This window comes from Enterococcus sp. AZ095a, assembly GCF_050546735.1.
Taxonomy (GTDB): domain Bacteria; phylum Bacillota; class Bacilli; order Lactobacillales; family Enterococcaceae; genus Enterococcus_D; species Enterococcus_D entomosocium.
Window position 1 is genome coordinate 3372878 of record NZ_CP172953.1, and the last position, 19160, is coordinate 3392037.

Here is a 19160-nt window from a genome sequence, read left to right on the forward strand (position 1 = left end):
ATGTCTAAATTTTTTTTTTCGTTTAGCTTATTTCTTTGGTTTTTCCTTCTCAAGAATTATAAGTTATTTTTTAGCGAGGCATTACCTTACGCTCCGAATTGTTATTATAAAGATAATAAACTTTTAAAATGTCTTCGGCTTTCCTATAAATCAGTTTTATATTTATTAATAATATTTGCAGAACAAAAATACCCGATTACGAATGATCGGGCTCAGAGAGTTAGAACGAAGCTTCTAAATTTTAGGGCCGGATAAGTCTAACTGCTTTAAGCAAATTGTACAAGAATAAAGTGTTTTTCCTTCAGGTCAATTACTGAAGAATTTTGATGCGAAAATGAGAGAGAATCAACGTTTTTTCTTTTGATACTAATGAGTAGTCTGACTATTAAAACTGTAGAAAGTGTCCTCTTGTTTCACTCATATCTCATTCCATTTGATTACTGATTTTTAATGTTTCTGTCCCTTTATATTAATTGTCCTAATAATCATAAATCTAATTTTTAATTGAACAATGATTTAGTTACGAGTTTATGTACACAAGAATAGAGCAATAAATTTCAATTATGGCATTTAAAAAGAGTGTTCAGGAAATCGTCATTTTCTGAACACTCCATATAATGAAAACTGAAAAAATCACTCAATCATTTTTGAGTGATTTTAATGGTGACCACATTTTTATAGTTTTTTCTTAATTTAGAAATCCATATCGAGATTATGTTAATTTGGGGAAGAATTAACACGCGCACTAATTTTTTATCATTTCTTAATCGTTTTATAAATGCCGTATGCACAATATAAAATAAACAAGACGGGGATAACGACTAATGGCGTTTTTAGTAATAAATAAGGATCTAAAACACCATTGATTGTACCTTGTTTAACCAAAAGATAGTTACAGTAACTGATCAATTGTAATTGAAATAATAAAATGAATCCGATAAATAAACTATAAATGTATTGTTTCTCCATCTTTTTCTCCTTATAGGTTTTTAAATGAGTAATCCCAATGACTAAAGGTTTTTACAGTAGCGGTTCTAGCTGTCTTTGTTTTGACTCCACTTATATACTCACGCTGTACTACTTTTGTAGATTTGTACACTGGTCTAAAAATTATTTGTTGTCTTTTACCTGCGGGGATATTTATAGAATAAGATACTCCGTAAGTCTTTGATTGCCCAATTGTAATTCCCAACGATGCTCCGATTTTATCGGCACCAATTGGATAACTACCTGAAATCGAAGACGAAACAGATCTACTAGAAGTATTTGAGTTAGTGGCTGACAATGTTGCTTTTCCCTTTCCAGATGGTCCATTTCTCCATGCGCCATAAGATGTACCAGCTGATGTTTTCGATTCAATTCTCCACATTCTATATTGAGCTACTCTAGTGTTTACTTGTATGCCTTCCGAGTACAAGTTTGTATCATTATCAAGATTAATTTCAGGAACGTTTAAGTACTCTGCTCCTTCGTCCGAAAAAATTGGTGCATTTTCGTCAGGAAGAATAAGTTCATTAGTTTCTTCCATTGTTTCTGCTTTAGCATAAGTTACTGCACCACCAAAAGCTGTAAATACAGTGGTTGCAACTATTGCTGTTAACATAGTTGTTACGATAGATTCTTTCATTTTGATCCCTCTTTCATTTTTTATACACTAAGTATCCTTGAAATATGAAAAAAATGAAAGAAACGAGAAGTTTACATCATCGGTTTACTACTAAAGGTAAACGAAAAGTTTACTTTTAGTAGTTACTATTACACCTTCAGAATTAAAATTGTCTTCACCATAGAATGGTACTACTCATTTAATAGTTTATCTCTTTCTTGAACTAATCCCTTTTCTTTATCAATCAGTGTCAGAAATATTTTATCAGAATACAGTTCTTCCTGAATTTTACCCCTAAATAGCAGAAATTCTTCCGCATAGTTTAATTTTTGCTGATTGACGCTTCTTCTTTCATTACAAACAGTAAGTAAATTTCGTTTTTTCATTCTTACTCCTACTGATTTTGACGTTATTCAATCTGTTCGATCGAAACTGATCCCCACCCCATATAATTTGCTAAGTGTCCGTATCCAGCATATAAATTTAACGCCAGTGCTAAAATGCTGATAAGCCAAATTAATTTATAGTATGAATTACAGCGCTTATTTCTGACAAATACGAACATACACACAATAATGCCCACTGGAAATATGAACGATGCTAGCGCTGAAATACCAATTAAAACCAGACTTTCATCTTTTCCCAGCGTATTTCGTAAAAGTTGGAGCTTCTGTTTCTTGCTGGCAATATCTTCATTATTATGTTCAATTTTTTTCTTCAACTTTTCATTCTCATCGAGTAGCTCTCCAATAGAAACTTCATAAAGTTGGCTCAGTAGAATTAAGTTGTCGTAGTCAGGGTAGCCTCGGTCATTTTCCCATTTTGAAATAGATTGTCTTGAAACATTAAGCTTTTCAGCTACAAACACTTGTGAGAATCCTTTGTTTTCCCGATGTGACTTAAGTTTTTCCCCGAGTTCCATCATTAAATACACCTACTTATTATTTTACAACCAGTTTACCATTTGAAATAGTCGTCGTCACGCTCGCATTAGAAGTCATTGTTCCAATCTTGTGTTTGAAGTTACAGATAGCTCTTGATGAATTGCTACTCATAGAACTTGAAGTAATACTCCCTTGATAAGTGGTCATATTTAAATTAGTTGCAGCTGTAAATTGTTTGTTCGAGTTGACAGTCACATTGTACGATACTAACCAATTACCCGTGCTTTTTTTCGAGACTTTGTATGTCCCTTTACCTACCCTAGTACCGGATGAAATATTTTCAATCATTAGTTCAATAGTTTCTCCCGAGTCATCTATATACGATGACTCGCTTCTAATAGTTGTTGAATCAAGGTCAAATACTAACTCCTCATTTTCGTGCGCAAGTCCCGTTGCTGGAAAAAAAAGAATACCTACTCCTAATATAAATAACGTAAATATTTTTTTCATTTCGTTCTCCTATTCTAAATTTTTCTCTTAGTATACATTGTAATAATGGTATTTATAAGTATCGTTCTATTTACACTACGTAAACTTCAGGTTTACATCCCTTCGTAAACCTGAAATGTAAACAGATTAGTCCTTTAAAGTAAATAGATATGTGTCATTATGAAAATGTAAATGGAAAAGGAGTGTGAATGATGAGAAAGAGAATATTTAAAAATAAAAAAACACCATTATTATTTGCCATACTTTCAACAGTTGCATTATCCATAATTATTTTTTTAGTTTTGCCCGGCCTCTTATTAACTAATCCTAAGTCCGAAGAAACTCAAACTATTGTTTTCGAAAACACCATAAGTTATGGATTACGTGATAGTAATGGTCAGATAGTTGATGTAGGTACACAAATAAACCAAAGTGGCTCATCTTCATTTTCAGGGGATCTTGAAATTATCCAAGATATGGAGGGACAATACCTTTATTACTTAAACATATTAAAGGACTTGCATGAAATTCCCTATGAAGTTAATGGAGAAGAAGTTACTTCGGCAAACATATTTTCATTGACCAATAAACAGAAAATAAATATAGACCTTTCAATAGACAATATTTCTGAGGGAAACGAACTAATGATTTTACTTTTTAAATATCCGAAATCGAACGACTCGATGACCTTAGAAAGAAGTTTAGAATACTCAGTTATGGGACTAAGATTCAATTTGACTAACAACAGTACCTATCCTCAGTCCATTAAATTTCTTAATGATAATGATACGAACGATTACAACGCCAGAATTTCAATGGTAAATGTTCAATCTTCAAATGAAGCGATCCTCGAACTTGAAAAAAGATCTAATGACAGTGTGGAGCTTCTTTTGGGACAAACTAGTAATGAGAACAGCAGACACTCAATTCTTCCCTTTATTAATGGCTCTCTCATAGAAAAAAATGAACTGCCTCCAAACACCGTGTATGAAATCTCTGATAATAAATTGTATAGGATTCCGATTAAAATTCCCGTCACAAAAAAAGAAAACAGTATTTTTCAATTAGTTGATGTTCTGTCGCCATATCAAATGGACGATGGGATATATTCTATTACTGAAATTGATTTCTCAAATCCTGTACTCATAAAAAATAGTAAGTAGGTGGAAAAATATGAAAAAAACAGCAAATCTCGTAAATAACTTAATTTTCGCATATTTCGTATATTGTATATACGTCATAATCTCGCCAATAGTTGTTCCGTTTATTTTCCAGTTATTGTTAGCAAAAGAGGTTCCTCTGGATACAGTAAATCACAGTTTCTCTTTCGTGAAAGCAGTATTATTTATTGTTTTCATCTTGAAGGGTAACTTTGAAAATAAAAAGAAAGAAGGTCATCACAATGAAAAAAGCACTATATAAAATGGGGGTACTGGGTCTCTTACCACTTACAACACTACCAGGTTTTGCATACGCCTCTGAAGAAGGTGGAAATATTCAAGAAGATCCAATTTTAGAAGAAATAGTCATCTCGAATAGTGATTCTAGCTCCATGACAGATGGGGTTTCACGGTCTTCCATCAAATGTACTACGACTGCTACAATCCATTACACACTCGCTCCAATAAGTGCAGCGTCCTCTGCAACTGGAGAAGCGGCTAAAATGATGGACAGTATCTTTGTACGATCACGGCTCTACAATTCAAACGGTGTACTGAAAAATGATAAGTCTTCTACTAAAACAAAAACAGCGTATAATTCTGTTAAAACAAATCATGCCCCAGTAAGTGTGTCAAAAAACTATACCTATGCAAATTCAACATTTAAGAAATCAGGTTATTCAACGGTCACTCATGAAGTTAGAGCGAATCAGTAAAGGAGAATCAATAATGAAAAGAAAAATTATACTTTTTACATTCTTGCTAAGCATCTTAGGATTCAATGTCTCGACGACAGCCCTTGCAAGCGAACAAGGAAATCTACTTGAAGTTGTTGACTCAAACGAAGCAACAATGTCGAATGCACTCACACGCTCTTCTATTTCAGTAAAAGGAAATCTATCAAAATCTAATCTAGTTTTTGTGGCTACTTCAACTGCTAGTCAAACACAAGATTCTATCTGGTCGAAATGTGAGTCTTATACATCTGGAAAAAAACTCATAAACAGCGATCAGAATACAGTAAAAAATAGCAAATATGGAAGCGCACAAGCAACGTTTGGTATACTGCACACTAGCCCTAAATCTTTAGGGTATCATCAGTTTAAAAAATCAGGCTACAACACTGTAACATTAACAACAAAATATAATTGGTAAAATGAGAATGCTTTTAATTCAATCACTGAATTAAAAGCATTTTTTGTGAGTATGGAAAATAAGAAATTCTATTTTCAAACTATATCTGTATAGTTACTTACAATAAAAAATAACCATCACTATGAGCAAGGTATCAAATACTATTAAGTATCTGACCACATCCAAGGTTTGTCCAAATACTCATAAATCTAAATTTTCATTGAACAATGATTTAGTTACGAGTTTATGAACACAAAAATAGAGTGACACATATAAATTATTGTATCTAAAAAGAGTGTCCAGAAATTCGTCACTTTCTTAACACTCTTTGTCGAAAAATTAAGAAGATCAAAAGCTATTAAATTTCTGCCCATCACATAGCTGTTAAAAAAATCATGAACTGAAATTCTTATAAACACCTTTTTTAATTGTTGTTTTTTGTATATCTTTTCAGATGTTTTGCTGTGTATGAATCTTCTAACGTTAATAAGTCTATTGGGTACCCTTGAAACAATACTTTACCTCCAAAGTTCCCCCCGCCAGGTCCCATTTCGATAAGCCATTGAGCCTGACTAATTATTTTGAGATTGTGCTCTAGAACAATCAATGTATTTCCTTTTTGCAAAAGTTTATTTAACAATAATAACAACTTGTCAATATCCGCCTCATGAAGGCCGGTAGATGGTTCATCTAATATTAGACAGTTAGAAGTATCTTGAGCAATTATTTTTGCTATCTTTAAACGCTGAAGTTCTCCACCAGAAAATGTATCTAGCGACTGCCCCAACTTCATATACTCTAGATGAACATCCATGAGAATTTGCATCGTTCTGATCAATAAGCGATCATCAAACAAATCTACTGCTTTTCGAACTGATAATTGTAAAATATCGTAAATAGTGAAACCATGCCATAAAATAGATAAGGCTTCATCGTTATATCTTTTTCCTCGGCATTTCTCACAAACTTGCTCTGCATCCCCCATAAAAGCCAAATCCATTTTTATCACTCCTTTGCCTTTGCACAGAGGACATGCTCCTTTACCGTTATAGCTGAAAAGAGAGGCACTTTTACCAGAACATTGCGCGTAGATGCTCCGAATTTTATCAAAGACATTTAGATACGTGAGAACATTTGAGCGAATGTTGCCATTTATCTGACTCTGGTCTAATATACTTGCTTCAGGATATTTTTTTTTAAAAAGATAGCGAATGAGTGTGCTCTTCCCAGAACCAGCGACTCCGGTTACAACCGTTAATGCTTGTTTTGGCAACACCACAGAAGCGTTTACAACATTGTGCAAACTAACCTCATTTAATTCGTAATAGGAAGAAAATTGTTGTCTTTGTGTATTAACGTTCAACTGATCTGCCAACGCTCTTCCAGTGATGGTGTTCGACTTCAGTAGTTCATCATAGGTTCCTTCAAAGGTGATTTTTCCACCGCTATCCCCGGATCCTGGACCGATCTCAATGATATGGTCTGCAATTTGTATAATATCCGGATCATGGTCAACAAGAACAACAGTATTTCCTTTATCTTTTAACCCCCTAATTATCTTTGCTATTTTTTGAATATCTTCTGGATGGAGTCCAATACTAGGCTCATCAAAAATGTATAGAATATCACTAAGTGCACTGTTAAGATGTTTAACCATTTTTATTCTTTGAGATTCTCCACCAGATAATGTTGCTGTTGGACGGTTAAGAAACAAATAGCCTAGGCCAACCTCCTCCAAACTCTGTAGTTTCTTACTTAAATCTTTCAAAATCACCTGAACAGCAGAAGAATGAATCTCTTTAATAAATTTGTTTAGTTCAGGAATAGGCATCCTCACACAGTCTGCGATCGATTTTCCATTTATCTTTGCAGAGCGAACGAGTTTACTTACTCTAGTGCCTTGACAATTGGGACATTCTTTCACTTGCAGAATGTGATTTAATGGTGCACTATATTGCGTGCTTTCTTTTTCGATAAAATTTTTGGTAATTCTGGGAATGATCCCTTCATAACGTGCAGTTTTTGGCCATTTATTCGTAGGATTACTTGGAGTGCTGCCGAGATCATTTAGTAAACGGTCCAATTCTTCTGCTAGGTAATCTTTAATTTTTTTATTGTTATCGAAATTACCAGATTCTGTATACCTAGACAGGCGCCATCCTCCCGGTTGAAAAGTAGGAAATTGAATAGCTCCCTCTGATAAAGATTTGTCAAAATCGATTAACTTATCGACATCAATCTCTTTGACCTCACCTAATCCCTTACAAACTTCACACATGCCCTTGGGATTATTAAACGAATAATTCATAGAATATCCAATAAAAGGGGTTGCAACCCTCGAGAATAGCAGCCTTAAACTTGAATATATATCTGTTACAGTTCCAACTGTGGAACGTGCATTTCCTCCTAGTTTCTTCTGATTAATCACAATAGACACTGGTAGATTTTCTATTTTATCAACGATTGGTTGAGAATAGTGAGGTAGTAGCTGTTGGATATAACTCGAATAGGTCTCGTTTAGTAATCGTTGGGATTCAGCTGCTAAGGTATCAAATACCAAAGAAGATTTTCCCGAGCCTGAAACACCTGTTACGACAGTTACTTGATACTTAGAAAGTTTCAAAGAAAGATTTTTTAAATTGTTTGTTTTAGCTCCTTCGATAGAAATGAGATCATTCATCATACCTCAGCCTTTCCGTTTTAAGCGCTTCTAAATATTTCTTTGCTAGTTCAGCGAACTGCTCTTTTTCCTTCCGATTAAAAACTGCATTTGCGATTTCAGATAAGTGCGTATGTCCATTATCAATAGTTGTTAATAAATGACTTCCCTCTATTGTCAAAAAAGTGAGTAGTTCTCGACCATCTGCATCATTGGGTTTCTGTTGAATATAATTCATTAATTTTAGCTCTTTTAACGCCTTTGAAAGTTTTGTCCTACTAATTCCTAGCAAAACACTCATTTTTGACGGGCGCATCTCAGTTTCAGAATTTAGAATATTTAAAATATCATATTGAAGCCAACTAATTGTTTTAGGATTTAGTCTGGTTCTTTCCGCCACCAATTCACATTGTAAGTTTACTAATACCTCTTCTAAATTATTCATTGAAAACTTCCCCTCAAATTGATTTCTATTTGGAAACTATATCATTTGGGAAATCAGATGTCAAATAGGTAGTCTATCCATCTGGCGCTTATCATTGTTGTGCGTTGATTCCTGCTTAGTCAAGCAGCCTCTTTCGTAGAAAAACGACAAGTTATTGGAATGGCTAAAAAGGAGTCATGATCCAATGAATTTCTGACACTGGAAAACTTAATTATCGGAAATTCATCGGCCCAAACTAAAAATAGAGTACTCAGAAAATAGATATTTCCAAGCACTCTATGTATTAAAATTCTTTCTTTCACTATCAAAGCAAATGATTTAACTCAAACGATCAATTTGAGCAGGACATGCGTACTTGAATTCATTTGTTCAACAGGTTTCCCTCGTTAACCATGGCTGCTTTTCTTAGTGTATGATTCTAAACTAAATTCAGTTTCTTCATAAGGAACATCTTCCGCATATATGCGATTGTATCGCTGCTTAAATTTTCGAAACCCAAACACCACTAACACTTTCACGATTGCATAAAGTGGTATACCGAAAATCAACCCAAACATGCCGAAAAGTTCACCCATTATCCATAGCACAAAAATAATTGTTACTGGATGGATCACCATATGTTTTCCCATGACCTGAGGTTCGATCAGCTCCCCATTTAATAATTGAACAACGATCCAGACAATGCACAACTGAATGAACATCGTAGGAGACGTCATGATTGCAATGATTGCACAAGGGAAAAAGGCGACAACCGGTCCGATATAAGGAACGATAGCTGTTGCGCCAACAAGAAATGCTAAGCTTCCAGAAAAAGGCATGTCGATAATTAAGAAGCCAATAAAAGTCAATGTTCCTATGATCACACAAACGACTAGTTGGCCCTTTAGATAGGCGCCCACCTGATTTTCCATTGTCCGAATGATTTCTTTGACTTCATGACGTAATCTAGGGGGGAAGATACCTAAAGAATACTCTACAAATTGACGGTCATTTTTCAATAAAAAGAACGTGATGATCGGCACTGTCAATAACAACAATAGGACATGGGTAATCGTTGAAAACACTTGTGAAGCACCGAAAATAATATTGCCCAGATATACGCCCACATTATTAGAAACTTGATTTATCCAATTCGCCAGAACCTCGAGTCCCTCATGATATGCTTGTTCATATCTAGTATTTTGTATAAAAGTTTCTATTACTCGTTCAGCTTCAATCAAATAATTTGGGAAGTTTTCGATCAATCGTTCAAATTGTTGGATAAGTAACGGCAGTGCGAGGGCAGTTGACAAGATGAAGGCAGCAGTAAGTGTGCATAATGTAATAATAATACTCAGTACTTTTGAAAGTCCTAGCCCTACCAAAAACTTTACAACTGGTTTAAGTACAAAATATAAAACGAGCGTCATAGTTAACGGAGGAAGAACCACCTGAAATACTTTAACTACTGGCTCAATCAAAAAGGTAAGATTTTTGAACAGCAATAGTGTTGCGCCACCTATAAACAGGACCGCTAAGATGTATAAGAGTGTAGCCCCACCCAACATTTGTATCACTTTATGTTTCTTTTTCATTTCTTCTCCCCGTTCTTTCATTATCTAAATCAATCTTCTTTTCTTGTAAAGATTAGCTCACCCCAAATGGACCTTTTCATTCACTAATCTCCCCCACTTGAGGATTCGATGCGATTTGAAATGAAGACAACTTTTATTTAATAATCTTACCATAATTAGTCATAAAAATACCTCTAAGCTATATCTCTAGCCTAGAGGTGTTTTTCAGATTGATTAATGAGCTATCTTCTCTATATTATTTGACAAACTCCCTTTATTATTTTAGTATTTTCAGAACTTTTTATAATCATTCACAATAAATAAATTTTAATTATCAATGAAAAATCAGCCTCCAAAAAAATTATACCGTTAGCTTAAATGAACATAATAAAAAGAGCCTAATCAAAAATGAAAAACAGGTGAAACATTAATGAATCAAGAACTTTAAAGTTTGCAATTCCTTAAATGAATTATTCTTATATTTAGCGACTCCTATTTTATCTAGACATAGATTTCATTGTAGGTTTCTATACACAATATCGAATAGTATTATTAGAAATTTGATTCAAAAAGAGTGTCCAGAAACGATCATTTTCTGAACACTCTTTCTTCCTCTTATCGATTACTTCTTTTACGTTTTTTAATTGCTACAAATACGAGTGTGACTAACAAAGCTCCGACACTACTTAAAATCAGTTGTCCTTTAATCTGTTGTCCAGTTTTTGGTAAATGATTATTTGAATTACCATTGTTCTTAGGATTATGCGCTTTAGTGTTATATACGTACACCACTTCTTGTCCTGTATCACTGAAGGTGCCTGAAGCATTATCTGGGGTTTCTACTACATACCACCCTGGGATCTCTTTGGCTTCGCTTGTATATGGTAACCCTACTTTTCCGCTTAATACCGTTGGGTCTGCCAACTGATTCCCTTCGGAATCTTGATATTTCACCGTGACTGGTGCTGCATCGCTGCGTTCGTACACGTACACCACTTCTTGCCCTGTATCACTGAAGGTGCCGGAAGCATTATCTGGGGTTTCTACTACATACCACCCTGGGATTTCTTTGGCTTCGCTTGTATATGGTAACCCTACTTTTCCGCTTAATACCGTTGGGTCTGCCAACTGATTCCCTTCGGAATCTTGATATTTCACCGTGACTGGTGCTGCATCGCTGCGTTCATATACGTACACCACTTCTTGCGCTGTGTCACTGAAGGTGCCTGAAGTATTTGTCGGTGTTTGTGCTACATACCACCCTGGGATCTCTTTGGCTTCGCTTGTATATGGTAACCCTACTTTTCCGCTTAATACCGTTGGGTCTGCCAACTGATTCCCTTCGGAATCTTGATATTTCACCGTGACTGGTGCTGCATCGCTGCGTTCATATACGTACACCACTTCTTGCCCTGTGTCGCTAAACGTGCCTGAAGTATTTGTCGGTGTTTGTGCTACATACCACCCTGAGATCTCTTTGGCTTCGCTTGTATATGGTAACCCTACTTTTCCGCTTAATACCGTTGGGTCTGCCAACTGATTTCCTTCGGAATCTTGATATTTCACTGTGACTGGTGCTGCATCGCTGCGTTCATATACGTACACCACTTCTTGCCCTGTGTCACTGAAGGTGCCGGAAGCATTATCTGGGGTTTCTACTACATACCACCCTGGGATCTCTTTGGCTTCGCTTGTATATGGTAACCCTACTTTTCCGCTTAATACCGTTGGATCTGCCAACTGATTCCCTTCGGAATCTTGATATTTCACCGTGACTGGTGCTGCATCGCTGCGTTCATATACGTACACCACTTCTTGCCCTGTATCACTGAAGGTGCCTGAAGCATTATCTGGGGTTTCTACCACGTACCAACTAGGGATCTCTTTGGCTTCACTTGTGTATGGTAACCCTACTTTTCCGCTTAATACCGTTGGGTCTGCCAACTGATTCCCTTCGGAATCTTGATATTTCACCGTGACTGGTGCTGCATCGCTGCGTTCATATACGTACACCACTTCTTGCGCTGTATCACTGAAGGTGCCGGAAGCATTATCTGGGGTTTCTACTACATACCACCCTGGGATTTCTTTGGCTTCGCTTGTATATGGTAACCCTACTTTTCCGCTTAATACCGTTGGGTCTGCCAACTGATTCCCTTCGGAATCTTGATATTTCACTGTGACTGGTGCTGCATCGCTGCGTTCATATACGTACACCACTTCTTGCGCTGTGTCACTGAAGGTGCCTGAAGCATTATCTGGGGTTTCTACTACATACCACCCTGGGATCTCTTTGGCTTCGATTGTATATGGTAACCCTACTTTTCCGCTTAATACCGTTGGGTCTGCCAACTGATTCCCTTCGGAATCTTGATATTTCACCGTGACTGGTGCTGCATCGCTGCGTTCATATACGTACACCACTTCTTGCGCTGTATCACTGAAGGTTCCCGTCGGATTACCTTGAACTTCTTTTATAGTATACCCGTCTATTTCTAACTTATACTCTGGCGTTGTTGCATCAAAAGATTCACCAATATTACCGCTAATTTTTTGAGAAGGCTTCAATTCATTCCCTTCAGTATCAATATAACTCACCGTAACATCTGCAGCGGCTTCTTGATGATTGATCGAAAATTGGTGCAAATAGGTTCCTGAAGAAATGGCGTAAAAACTATATCCATCTGGTTGAGCATAGGATCCGGCAGGATTATTCAGTCGTGCGTTATACTCCATTGTTTCGATACTTTCAAATTCACTTTGAGTAACCCCAGATACAGTAATCCCATCTTCTGTAATACTTAATCTTGAGGAGGGTACCTGTACACCATTCAAATCAAAGTACGTCTGACTAGTACTATTCGATTTTGTAAAAGGAGGCTGATATCCATCAAAATTTGTTAAACGATTAGGCATAATGGAAAATGGAACAAAAAATGATTGATTATCGGGATCGTAATTTAACTCTTTTGCAGATAATGAAGTAATCGCATCATTTCTTCCTGTGTTTTGGCCATAAGCAGCTAAGTTTGATAATTTGGGAAACTCATTTATCACAGTAAAATCTGTCACGCCACAGAACTGTATTCTTAATTCTGTTAGATTTGGTAATGCAACCAGAGGTGCAATTGTCGTAATATTCATATTGGACTCGAAACTTAGCGACTCTAGTCCTTTCATATTAACTATTTTTGAAAATACAGCATCGGTTACATTTGCGGAACTAAGATTTAATCTAGTTAAATTGGCACCAAAGTTTGGTACATTATCATCCGTTACATTAGCACCCATCAAATATACATAAACTAAGTTATTTAACGAAGTGAGAACGGAAAAGTCAGTAACCTGATTTTGGCCGCTCATATAAAATGATGATAGATTTGTTGCATATTCCAAGCCTGTCAAATCAGCAATAGCGGAATCTGCAGCGTAGATATAGAGAGTCTGAAGTTTGCTCATCTGTTCCTTCGTGATTTCGGACACATCTATACCTAAAGATTTAGCAACTACGGATTGTAGTGCTGGATCCGGAAGCCAAGCTGCAAAATCTTCTTGATCATTATTTACTGCGACCTCAGATGGATTTGCAGAACTTTGACTTGTCGTCTCATTTTCAACTTGGCTATTCCCCTGATCTTCGCCAGAATATTTTGCGTTGTTAGAAGAGCTTTGCGTTGTTGTTTCTTCCGTGGATTCATTATTATCTTCTGTCGAAGTATCAGAAGATTCACTTTGCGTTGTTGAAGAATCCAGCGTTGTAATCGAATTACTCATATTTTCAGATTCTTCATTAGTTGCTTGTGCTACACTTTCTTGTTGCTCATCTGATCGAACATTCACAATGGGAACAAAAAAAGAAGGTACTATTAAACTTGCCAAAGATATGTAGGAAAAAATTTTCTTTTTCATCTGCCAACTCCATCGTGGTATTTTTTTAACCACCTATTTTTATATCTCATCTATTGTAGTAATAATGTATTCTATAGTAAATACTTTTCAAGCAAGGACAGAGTTCCTTCAACCAAAAATAATCATTATTTTTATAAGATACTTGGTATTATGTAATAATAGTTCCTCTTTGTTTTTTAACAACCCCAGAACAAAATTTAAAGAATGAAAGTTTCTATCTTTGTTAAATGATAGTTAGTGAAAGTCTTCCCGATGTGGACCAAACGTCGAAGAGATGCCCAGATTCATGATAAGATAGATCATTTCTGCATTACCTTTGACCAATTCTGCTTTTCCCGTGTCATAGTTGGTAAGTGCATAGGATTCAATAAGCACGTTTAGCTTCTCGCAATTTTTCACGTCTGTCCTCTATCGTTCGGTTAGAAATTTTATTACGTCTTCATAGGATTCCATACCTGACTTCAAAATATATTATAAAAGACTACTTTTCCTTGATTCTTTTTTCAGATCACTTTATTTTAAAAATTAGTGAATGGCTAGTTACATCATTCAATTTATATCCACATAATTCTTTATTGTAGTATGGATAATCTTGTTCTACTATTTTTAACACTTCTTCGTCTGAAAAATCAAAATCTTCAATAGTGATAATGAGTTCTCGTAATAATACTAACTTAGAATCTATTCCCATAATTATTGGAATATCAATCCAAAAATTCGCGGACGTTAATGCTTCTATCAATTCTTTTAATTTTTGAACTTGATTTTCAATATAATTTTTTATCAACGGATGTGCTTTTAACTGCTTTTCTTCAAATTGAAATTCTTTGATATATTCAGATAGATTACTGATTTCGATCATAATTTTCGTCCTTTCCAAAATGAAATCAATACTATAAGCCGGTTTCATTTATTGTTTTTCCCTAGATGAAAGCCTCTGAAAGAAGATGCTTCCTTTACAGGTGAACAATGACCTATTCGAAAATTAAAAGAAAAACGCAAGTTGTTTGTTGCGCTGAACTATACACATTAAAGTTGGTTTGAGGTCTAGTTTTTAAAAAGCAATCGTCCTCTTAATAAATAACTGATATTTCACTCGTTATCCAAATGCCAAGTACTATAAGATCTATAATCTAAGTGGATTGGAAGAACCTTTAAGTATTTGTAAATTTTTATTTATCCTTAGGTAAGAAAGCTCAATTCAATGACAATGCTTTTTTTATAGAAAATGAGTTTCTTTATTCATTTCCTACTACAGCTTATTAATTCCCCTTGAATCTATACCTCATTAATACTACCCTTCGCTTTATTTCAAAATACGAATTTGTTGATTTTTTAAACCTTCAAAATCAACAGTTGGTGATTTATACAAAATAGAAGAATTGCGTTTTTACTTTCATAATGTCCTGACTGATTAGTTGATAGAATTAAAATAATGCATTACTATTCTTTTAAATAGAGTTGAAGAATATGGTCTATTTGTTTATAGTATTTTAGAAAGTTAAGATTACTTTAATCAAATTTCAAAGTCTAAGATGATGTGTTCTACTACTTATATATCTCTATAAGTTACAAAAAAGAGGAGGAATTGTTATCTCAAATAAAAAAAGAACGATAACGGAAATTGCTAATCTATTCAATATTGAACCTTCAACTATACGGTTTTGGGAAAAAAAACAACTAATTTCGTTGAGTAGAGACGAAGAGAATAACTACAGATATTTTGATGCTCATTCTATATTACAGTTAGTTGATATTACTTTTTTTAGAAACTTAGAAATTCCCATTACCGATCTAACCCTTCATTTAAATGGTGATTTGGATCAAAGAAACCAAATATTAAACAATACTCTTATTACCGTTGACAACTGGATCAAACAATTAAATGCTGTATCAAAAGTACTTAATACAAGAATAAAGGATATTGCTCATATCAATCATTGTTTAAACGGAGAGAAAAACCTAAATCTAGAGTTTCCTTTTTCGAAATTTGAACCTCTTGATCTTTACAAAAAAGAACACATTTCTTCTTTATTAAATAATCCAACAAATTTTTTATTATTATTTACTGGAGATCATTTTGATACCATAACAGAAGAAATTGGCATTATAGACATTCCCAATAACACTATTCCTAAAGATCTCCTTGCGGAATCAAGTGAAATATACTTTGGTGGGGCGTTAACTGTTGATAGATACGACTATAGTGAAAATAACTTGAATCAGTTATTGGATGATATACAAGATTCTGCCGATTACTCCAGTGTAGTCGCACAGTACATCGTCGGAGGTTTAGAAAATAATCGGCCTATTGACTACTACTTTTTTTGGCTTCTGTAACTGATCATTATCTATGAAAACAATCAAAGCAGAGGGATTAAAATGAACATTTTCTAAGTAATCATTCCCAAAGTTTCATCATGTATGTAGTATTATTTATCGTAGGAATGATTTCCTAAACACTACACTTTTGCAATCTATTATTTCTCGATTATCAAGATATTCCTTTATAAAATGATGTTAAAACTACTACGTTACTTTAATTGCTTATTATTAAGATATTAAGGTACTATATGTTTCTATTATATTTTTTCATATTGTTAAACACCAAAACATATAGTACCGAAAAAAATCAACTTGTCTTTTCTTTCTTTTTTATTAACCAAACTATTAAGATTACGCTGCCTCCCAAAAAGCTCATTGAAGAAATTACTCCTCCTGTTTGTGGCAGACTCTTCTGAATATCTATTTCTGATGGTTGACTATCTAATTCATTTTGTTCAGAACTTACTGTCTCTTCTCTCTGATAAAATTGTACCCCCGCTTGATTCTCATAAGTAGATGCTTCTACGCTTGGCAAAGAATTTGAATAATTCATATAAAGAGAAATTATACTGAAAAAGAGTACGATTAGTATTTTCTTCATTCGCTTCCTCCCAACGTAGGATCACCCACTAGTTCCCAAGTGATCACTGAGCGATACGTCCCATCATCCACTGGCGTATTCGCCGGCAATCTCAATTGAACGCCTGTCAAAGATCCATTCATTACTTCCCCAATTTGAATCTCTGTTGTACCGTGTTCTCCTTCATATAATTCATTGGGATTGCTCATTGCCCCAACTAACTTCGGAGTGTGGCTCAATACAATGTCTTTTGACGGAACCGTTAACCCCGTATGGACCGTTTCTTGGACACTTAAATCTTTGAGTATCATCGTTGCCCCAGTCAACACTTGCTTTTCTGAATTCACAAATGGACTAGCAGAAACAAAAATGGACCATTGCGTAGTATTGCTGTAATCATCAATCGTAATGGTTGGTGCGTGTTCACCCTTGGCCGCTACCTCTTGATGGCGGCTTGATTGCTCAATGATTCCAAAATTAAAATTTCCATTCGTTACATTAGCCAGCTCCAACCGACCTGGTTCAACCGTAAAAGGCACTTCATAATCACGTAGAATAAATTTCCCAGTACTCAAACGTTCTTCAACACGAATAATTCCGACTACTTGTCCGATTTTGGATGTATCGGGATATTCTTGAAAACCGCTAATCGAGACATGACTGGTGTCAGAAAGATCTAAATATTTTGATATGTTTGCCTCCAATTCTTTTTCAGACATTCCTAACTGAATAGTGGTAGGATTTGGGTGTGCTCGATCAAATGTCAATAGGCTGTATCCATTACTTGTCAATTCAAAATATGCACGATTATTCAAGCTATTTACTCTTTCAGATTCAGAATGGGGGGCGTCATATTTTCTGAGTCGTGTAGGTTCACGATGATAGACTTCGACAATATCGCCAACTTTAGCATTTGTCTCCCCAAAACCGTTCCCAAAGTCAGAAACAGCTGAAGCAATCGTTTGAGTTCCTCTTACATCATACGAATAGGTCAACGTATCAGTGCCTATGACACGCCGCGTGTTATCACCTAAATCATGTATGCTAAAGTTATAATAAATACCAGAAAAATTGTTGTGTACATTTCCTGTCGTGCTTGTCGTTCCTCTTCGAGCAGTGATAATTCCAATGTCGGAATGCCAAGTGTAGATCCCAGCACTATAGTCATTAAACCCACTGAATCTTATGGCGTTTCCGAAAGTAACTGTAATTGGTATCTCGAGTATTAATTGTTGACTAGTTCTGTTATGGTTTAATACTACAGAAGCACTGGTTGTTGTTCCGACAATACTCGTATCTGGAGATTTATTTATATTAAGGGTATACTCATCACTTGATAACAAGCCTCCATTAAGCGAAACATTGGTTATGGCCTGGGTAAGCTGACTTTCCGTCAATCGACCACCTAAATCAATTGTTTGAGGCACAACTTCTGCTGTCAATGCACTCTTCGCATAAACATAGGTCACTTCGATGACTCTTCCTAAAATATAGTTTCCAGAAGCTTCACCTCTGATTTCTAGAAGATAAAATTCGTCCAAATTTAAAGCCTCTGTTGTATATTCCGCCCCTGGCATCCCAAGATTTGACTCAGCATCACCTATCTCCTTTCCAGACTCATCAATATGAGTTACATTGAGTATTCCCCCCAAGGCCATTAAACGTGTACTGGATGTCACATCCGGTTCTCTTCTAACCGTATCGCCACGCATATTTACGACAAATATTCCGAAAGTAAGTTCCCCAAAATCGAAATATCCTCCTAAACCGTCAAAGATAATATCTACAGGCGCATGTTTATTAACAAAACCAAAAATTTCAAGAGTAATCCAACCATTTCCTGGAGAACTATCTGCTCTCGTTCGAAAATCTACATAATCAGACCTAATGTCCGTAAAAAAGGCAGCACTGATATCATTTCCATGCGCATCAACCGCTCGAACACTAAATCTTGAAAACTGATTACTGATTCCATAAACACGTGCCACATTGTACGCTCCGGGATTCACTCCGTTAAACGCAGTCGTAAGTTCCATATTAATAGTAGCGATTAGAATTGGTTCATCTATGTGCCAATCACTTATTGTGCTAGTGACAATGCTAGTTAATCTTTGATTTCTTTGCAATTGATCTTCAATAACTCCCTCGACAGTATCTTCAATTGATGACTCTTCCAGATTTTTTGCACTTGTTTGATCAGAGGATCCATCTGATTCTGTCTCCGATTCTTCTCCCTGCTGCTCCTGATTATTACTAGTTTCTTGGATCTCTTCTTCGTAATCAGATTCACTCGTAGACTCTTCGATCACAGTGGCCACAACGATCGCGGGAAATAAAAAATGAGTTGATAGAACTAGGCTCAACACAAAAACAAGTAAGACTTTTTTCATTGGACTATCCCTTTCTCTTTGGTTTC

Annotated in this window: 16 protein-coding genes; 4 read left to right on the top strand and 12 right to left on the bottom strand. The window is 35.5% G+C overall.

Annotated features, from left to right (window positions below; all coding sequences use genetic code 11):
* Nucleotides 1–979 precede the first annotated feature (979 nt).
* The 4 genes from IGJ26_RS15605 to IGJ26_RS15620 form a co-directional block, all read right to left on the bottom strand.
* The gene (locus IGJ26_RS15605) at nt 980–1627 is read right to left on the bottom strand and encodes a hypothetical protein (protein WP_430599723.1); all 648 of its coding nucleotides are present in this window, start codon (nt 1625–1627) and stop codon (nt 980–982) included.
* A gap of 170 nt (nt 1628–1797) precedes the next feature.
* Nucleotides 1798–1992 carry a hypothetical protein gene (locus tag IGJ26_RS15610; RefSeq protein WP_086332758.1) on the bottom strand — a complete coding sequence of 65 codons (195 nt, stop codon included), beginning with the start codon at nt 1990–1992 and terminating at the stop codon, nt 1798–1800.
* Nucleotides 1993–2015: 23 nt separating this feature from the next.
* Nucleotides 2016–2528 (bottom strand): helix-turn-helix domain-containing protein, encoded by a 513-nt coding sequence (locus IGJ26_RS15615; RefSeq protein ID WP_430599724.1) that lies wholly within the window; start codon nt 2526–2528, stop codon nt 2016–2018.
* A gap of 19 nt (nt 2529–2547) precedes the next feature.
* Nucleotides 2548–3000, bottom strand: a complete 453-nt coding sequence (locus tag IGJ26_RS15620) for a DUF5626 family protein (protein ID WP_430599725.1) — start codon at nt 2998–3000, stop codon at nt 2548–2550.
* A 191-nt stretch (nt 3001–3191) separates the two neighbouring features.
* Here IGJ26_RS15620 and IGJ26_RS15625 point away from each other — a divergent pair, with 191 nt between their 5' ends.
* From IGJ26_RS15625 to IGJ26_RS15635, 3 genes are all read left to right on the top strand, one after another.
* Nucleotides 3192–4142 (top strand): hypothetical protein, encoded by a 951-nt coding sequence (locus IGJ26_RS15625; RefSeq protein WP_086332761.1) that lies wholly within the window; start codon nt 3192–3194, stop codon nt 4140–4142.
* Nucleotides 4143–4381: 239 nt separating this feature from the next.
* On the top strand, nt 4382–4855 hold the full coding sequence (locus IGJ26_RS15630) for a hypothetical protein (protein ID WP_086298851.1): 474 nt from the start codon (nt 4382–4384) through the stop codon (nt 4853–4855).
* A gap of 13 nt (nt 4856–4868) precedes the next feature.
* Nucleotides 4869–5294, top strand: coding sequence for a hypothetical protein (locus IGJ26_RS15635; protein ID WP_086372436.1), 426 nt, complete (start codon nt 4869–4871; stop codon nt 5292–5294).
* Nucleotides 5295–5697: 403 nt separating this feature from the next.
* Here IGJ26_RS15635 and IGJ26_RS15640 read toward each other — a convergent pair whose 3' ends face one another.
* From IGJ26_RS15640 to IGJ26_RS15665, 6 genes are all read right to left on the bottom strand, one after another.
* Nucleotides 5698–7953, bottom strand: a complete 2256-nt coding sequence (locus IGJ26_RS15640; protein ID WP_086372947.1) for an ATP-binding cassette domain-containing protein — start codon at nt 7951–7953, stop codon at nt 5698–5700.
* A complete protein-coding gene (locus IGJ26_RS15645) occupies nt 7946–8377 on the bottom strand; it encodes a MarR family winged helix-turn-helix transcriptional regulator (RefSeq protein ID WP_016612169.1) in 432 nt (143 codons plus the stop codon). The genes IGJ26_RS15640 and IGJ26_RS15645 overlap by 8 nt, the downstream gene beginning before the upstream one ends.
* 386 nt (nt 8378–8763) lie before the next feature.
* Nucleotides 8764–9951 (bottom strand): AI-2E family transporter, encoded by a 1188-nt coding sequence (locus IGJ26_RS15650; protein WP_034872249.1) that lies wholly within the window; start codon nt 9949–9951, stop codon nt 8764–8766.
* 594 nt (nt 9952–10545) lie between these two features.
* Nucleotides 10546–13839, bottom strand: coding sequence for a MucBP domain-containing protein (locus IGJ26_RS15655; protein WP_430599726.1), 3294 nt, complete (start codon nt 13837–13839; stop codon nt 10546–10548).
* A 234-nt stretch (nt 13840–14073) separates the two neighbouring features.
* Nucleotides 14074–14238: an N-acetylmuramoyl-L-alanine amidase gene (locus IGJ26_RS15660; protein ID WP_223347136.1), complete on the bottom strand. Its 165-nt coding sequence runs from the start codon at nt 14236–14238 to the stop codon at nt 14074–14076.
* A 109-nt stretch (nt 14239–14347) separates the two neighbouring features.
* Entirely contained in the window at nt 14348–14701 is a 354-nt protein-coding gene (locus IGJ26_RS15665; RefSeq protein WP_008381652.1) for a DUF7006 family protein, read from the bottom strand.
* A 761-nt stretch (nt 14702–15462) separates the two neighbouring features.
* Between IGJ26_RS15665 and IGJ26_RS15670 the strand changes: the two genes are divergently transcribed.
* The gene (locus IGJ26_RS15670) at nt 15463–16179 is read left to right on the top strand and encodes a MerR family transcriptional regulator (protein ID WP_086372438.1); all 717 of its coding nucleotides are present in this window, start codon (nt 15463–15465) and stop codon (nt 16177–16179) included.
* Between the two features lie 292 nt (nt 16180–16471).
* Here IGJ26_RS15670 and IGJ26_RS15675 read toward each other — a convergent pair whose 3' ends face one another.
* Entirely contained in the window at nt 16472–16765 is a 294-nt protein-coding gene (locus IGJ26_RS15675; RefSeq protein WP_016612618.1) for an LPXTG cell wall anchor domain-containing protein, read from the bottom strand.
* Nucleotides 16762–19134, bottom strand: a complete 2373-nt coding sequence (locus IGJ26_RS15680; RefSeq protein ID WP_223347137.1) for a WxL domain-containing protein — start codon at nt 19132–19134, stop codon at nt 16762–16764. Before IGJ26_RS15680 ends, IGJ26_RS15675 begins: the two co-directional genes overlap by 4 nt.
* Nucleotides 19135–19160: the final 26 nt, after the last annotated feature.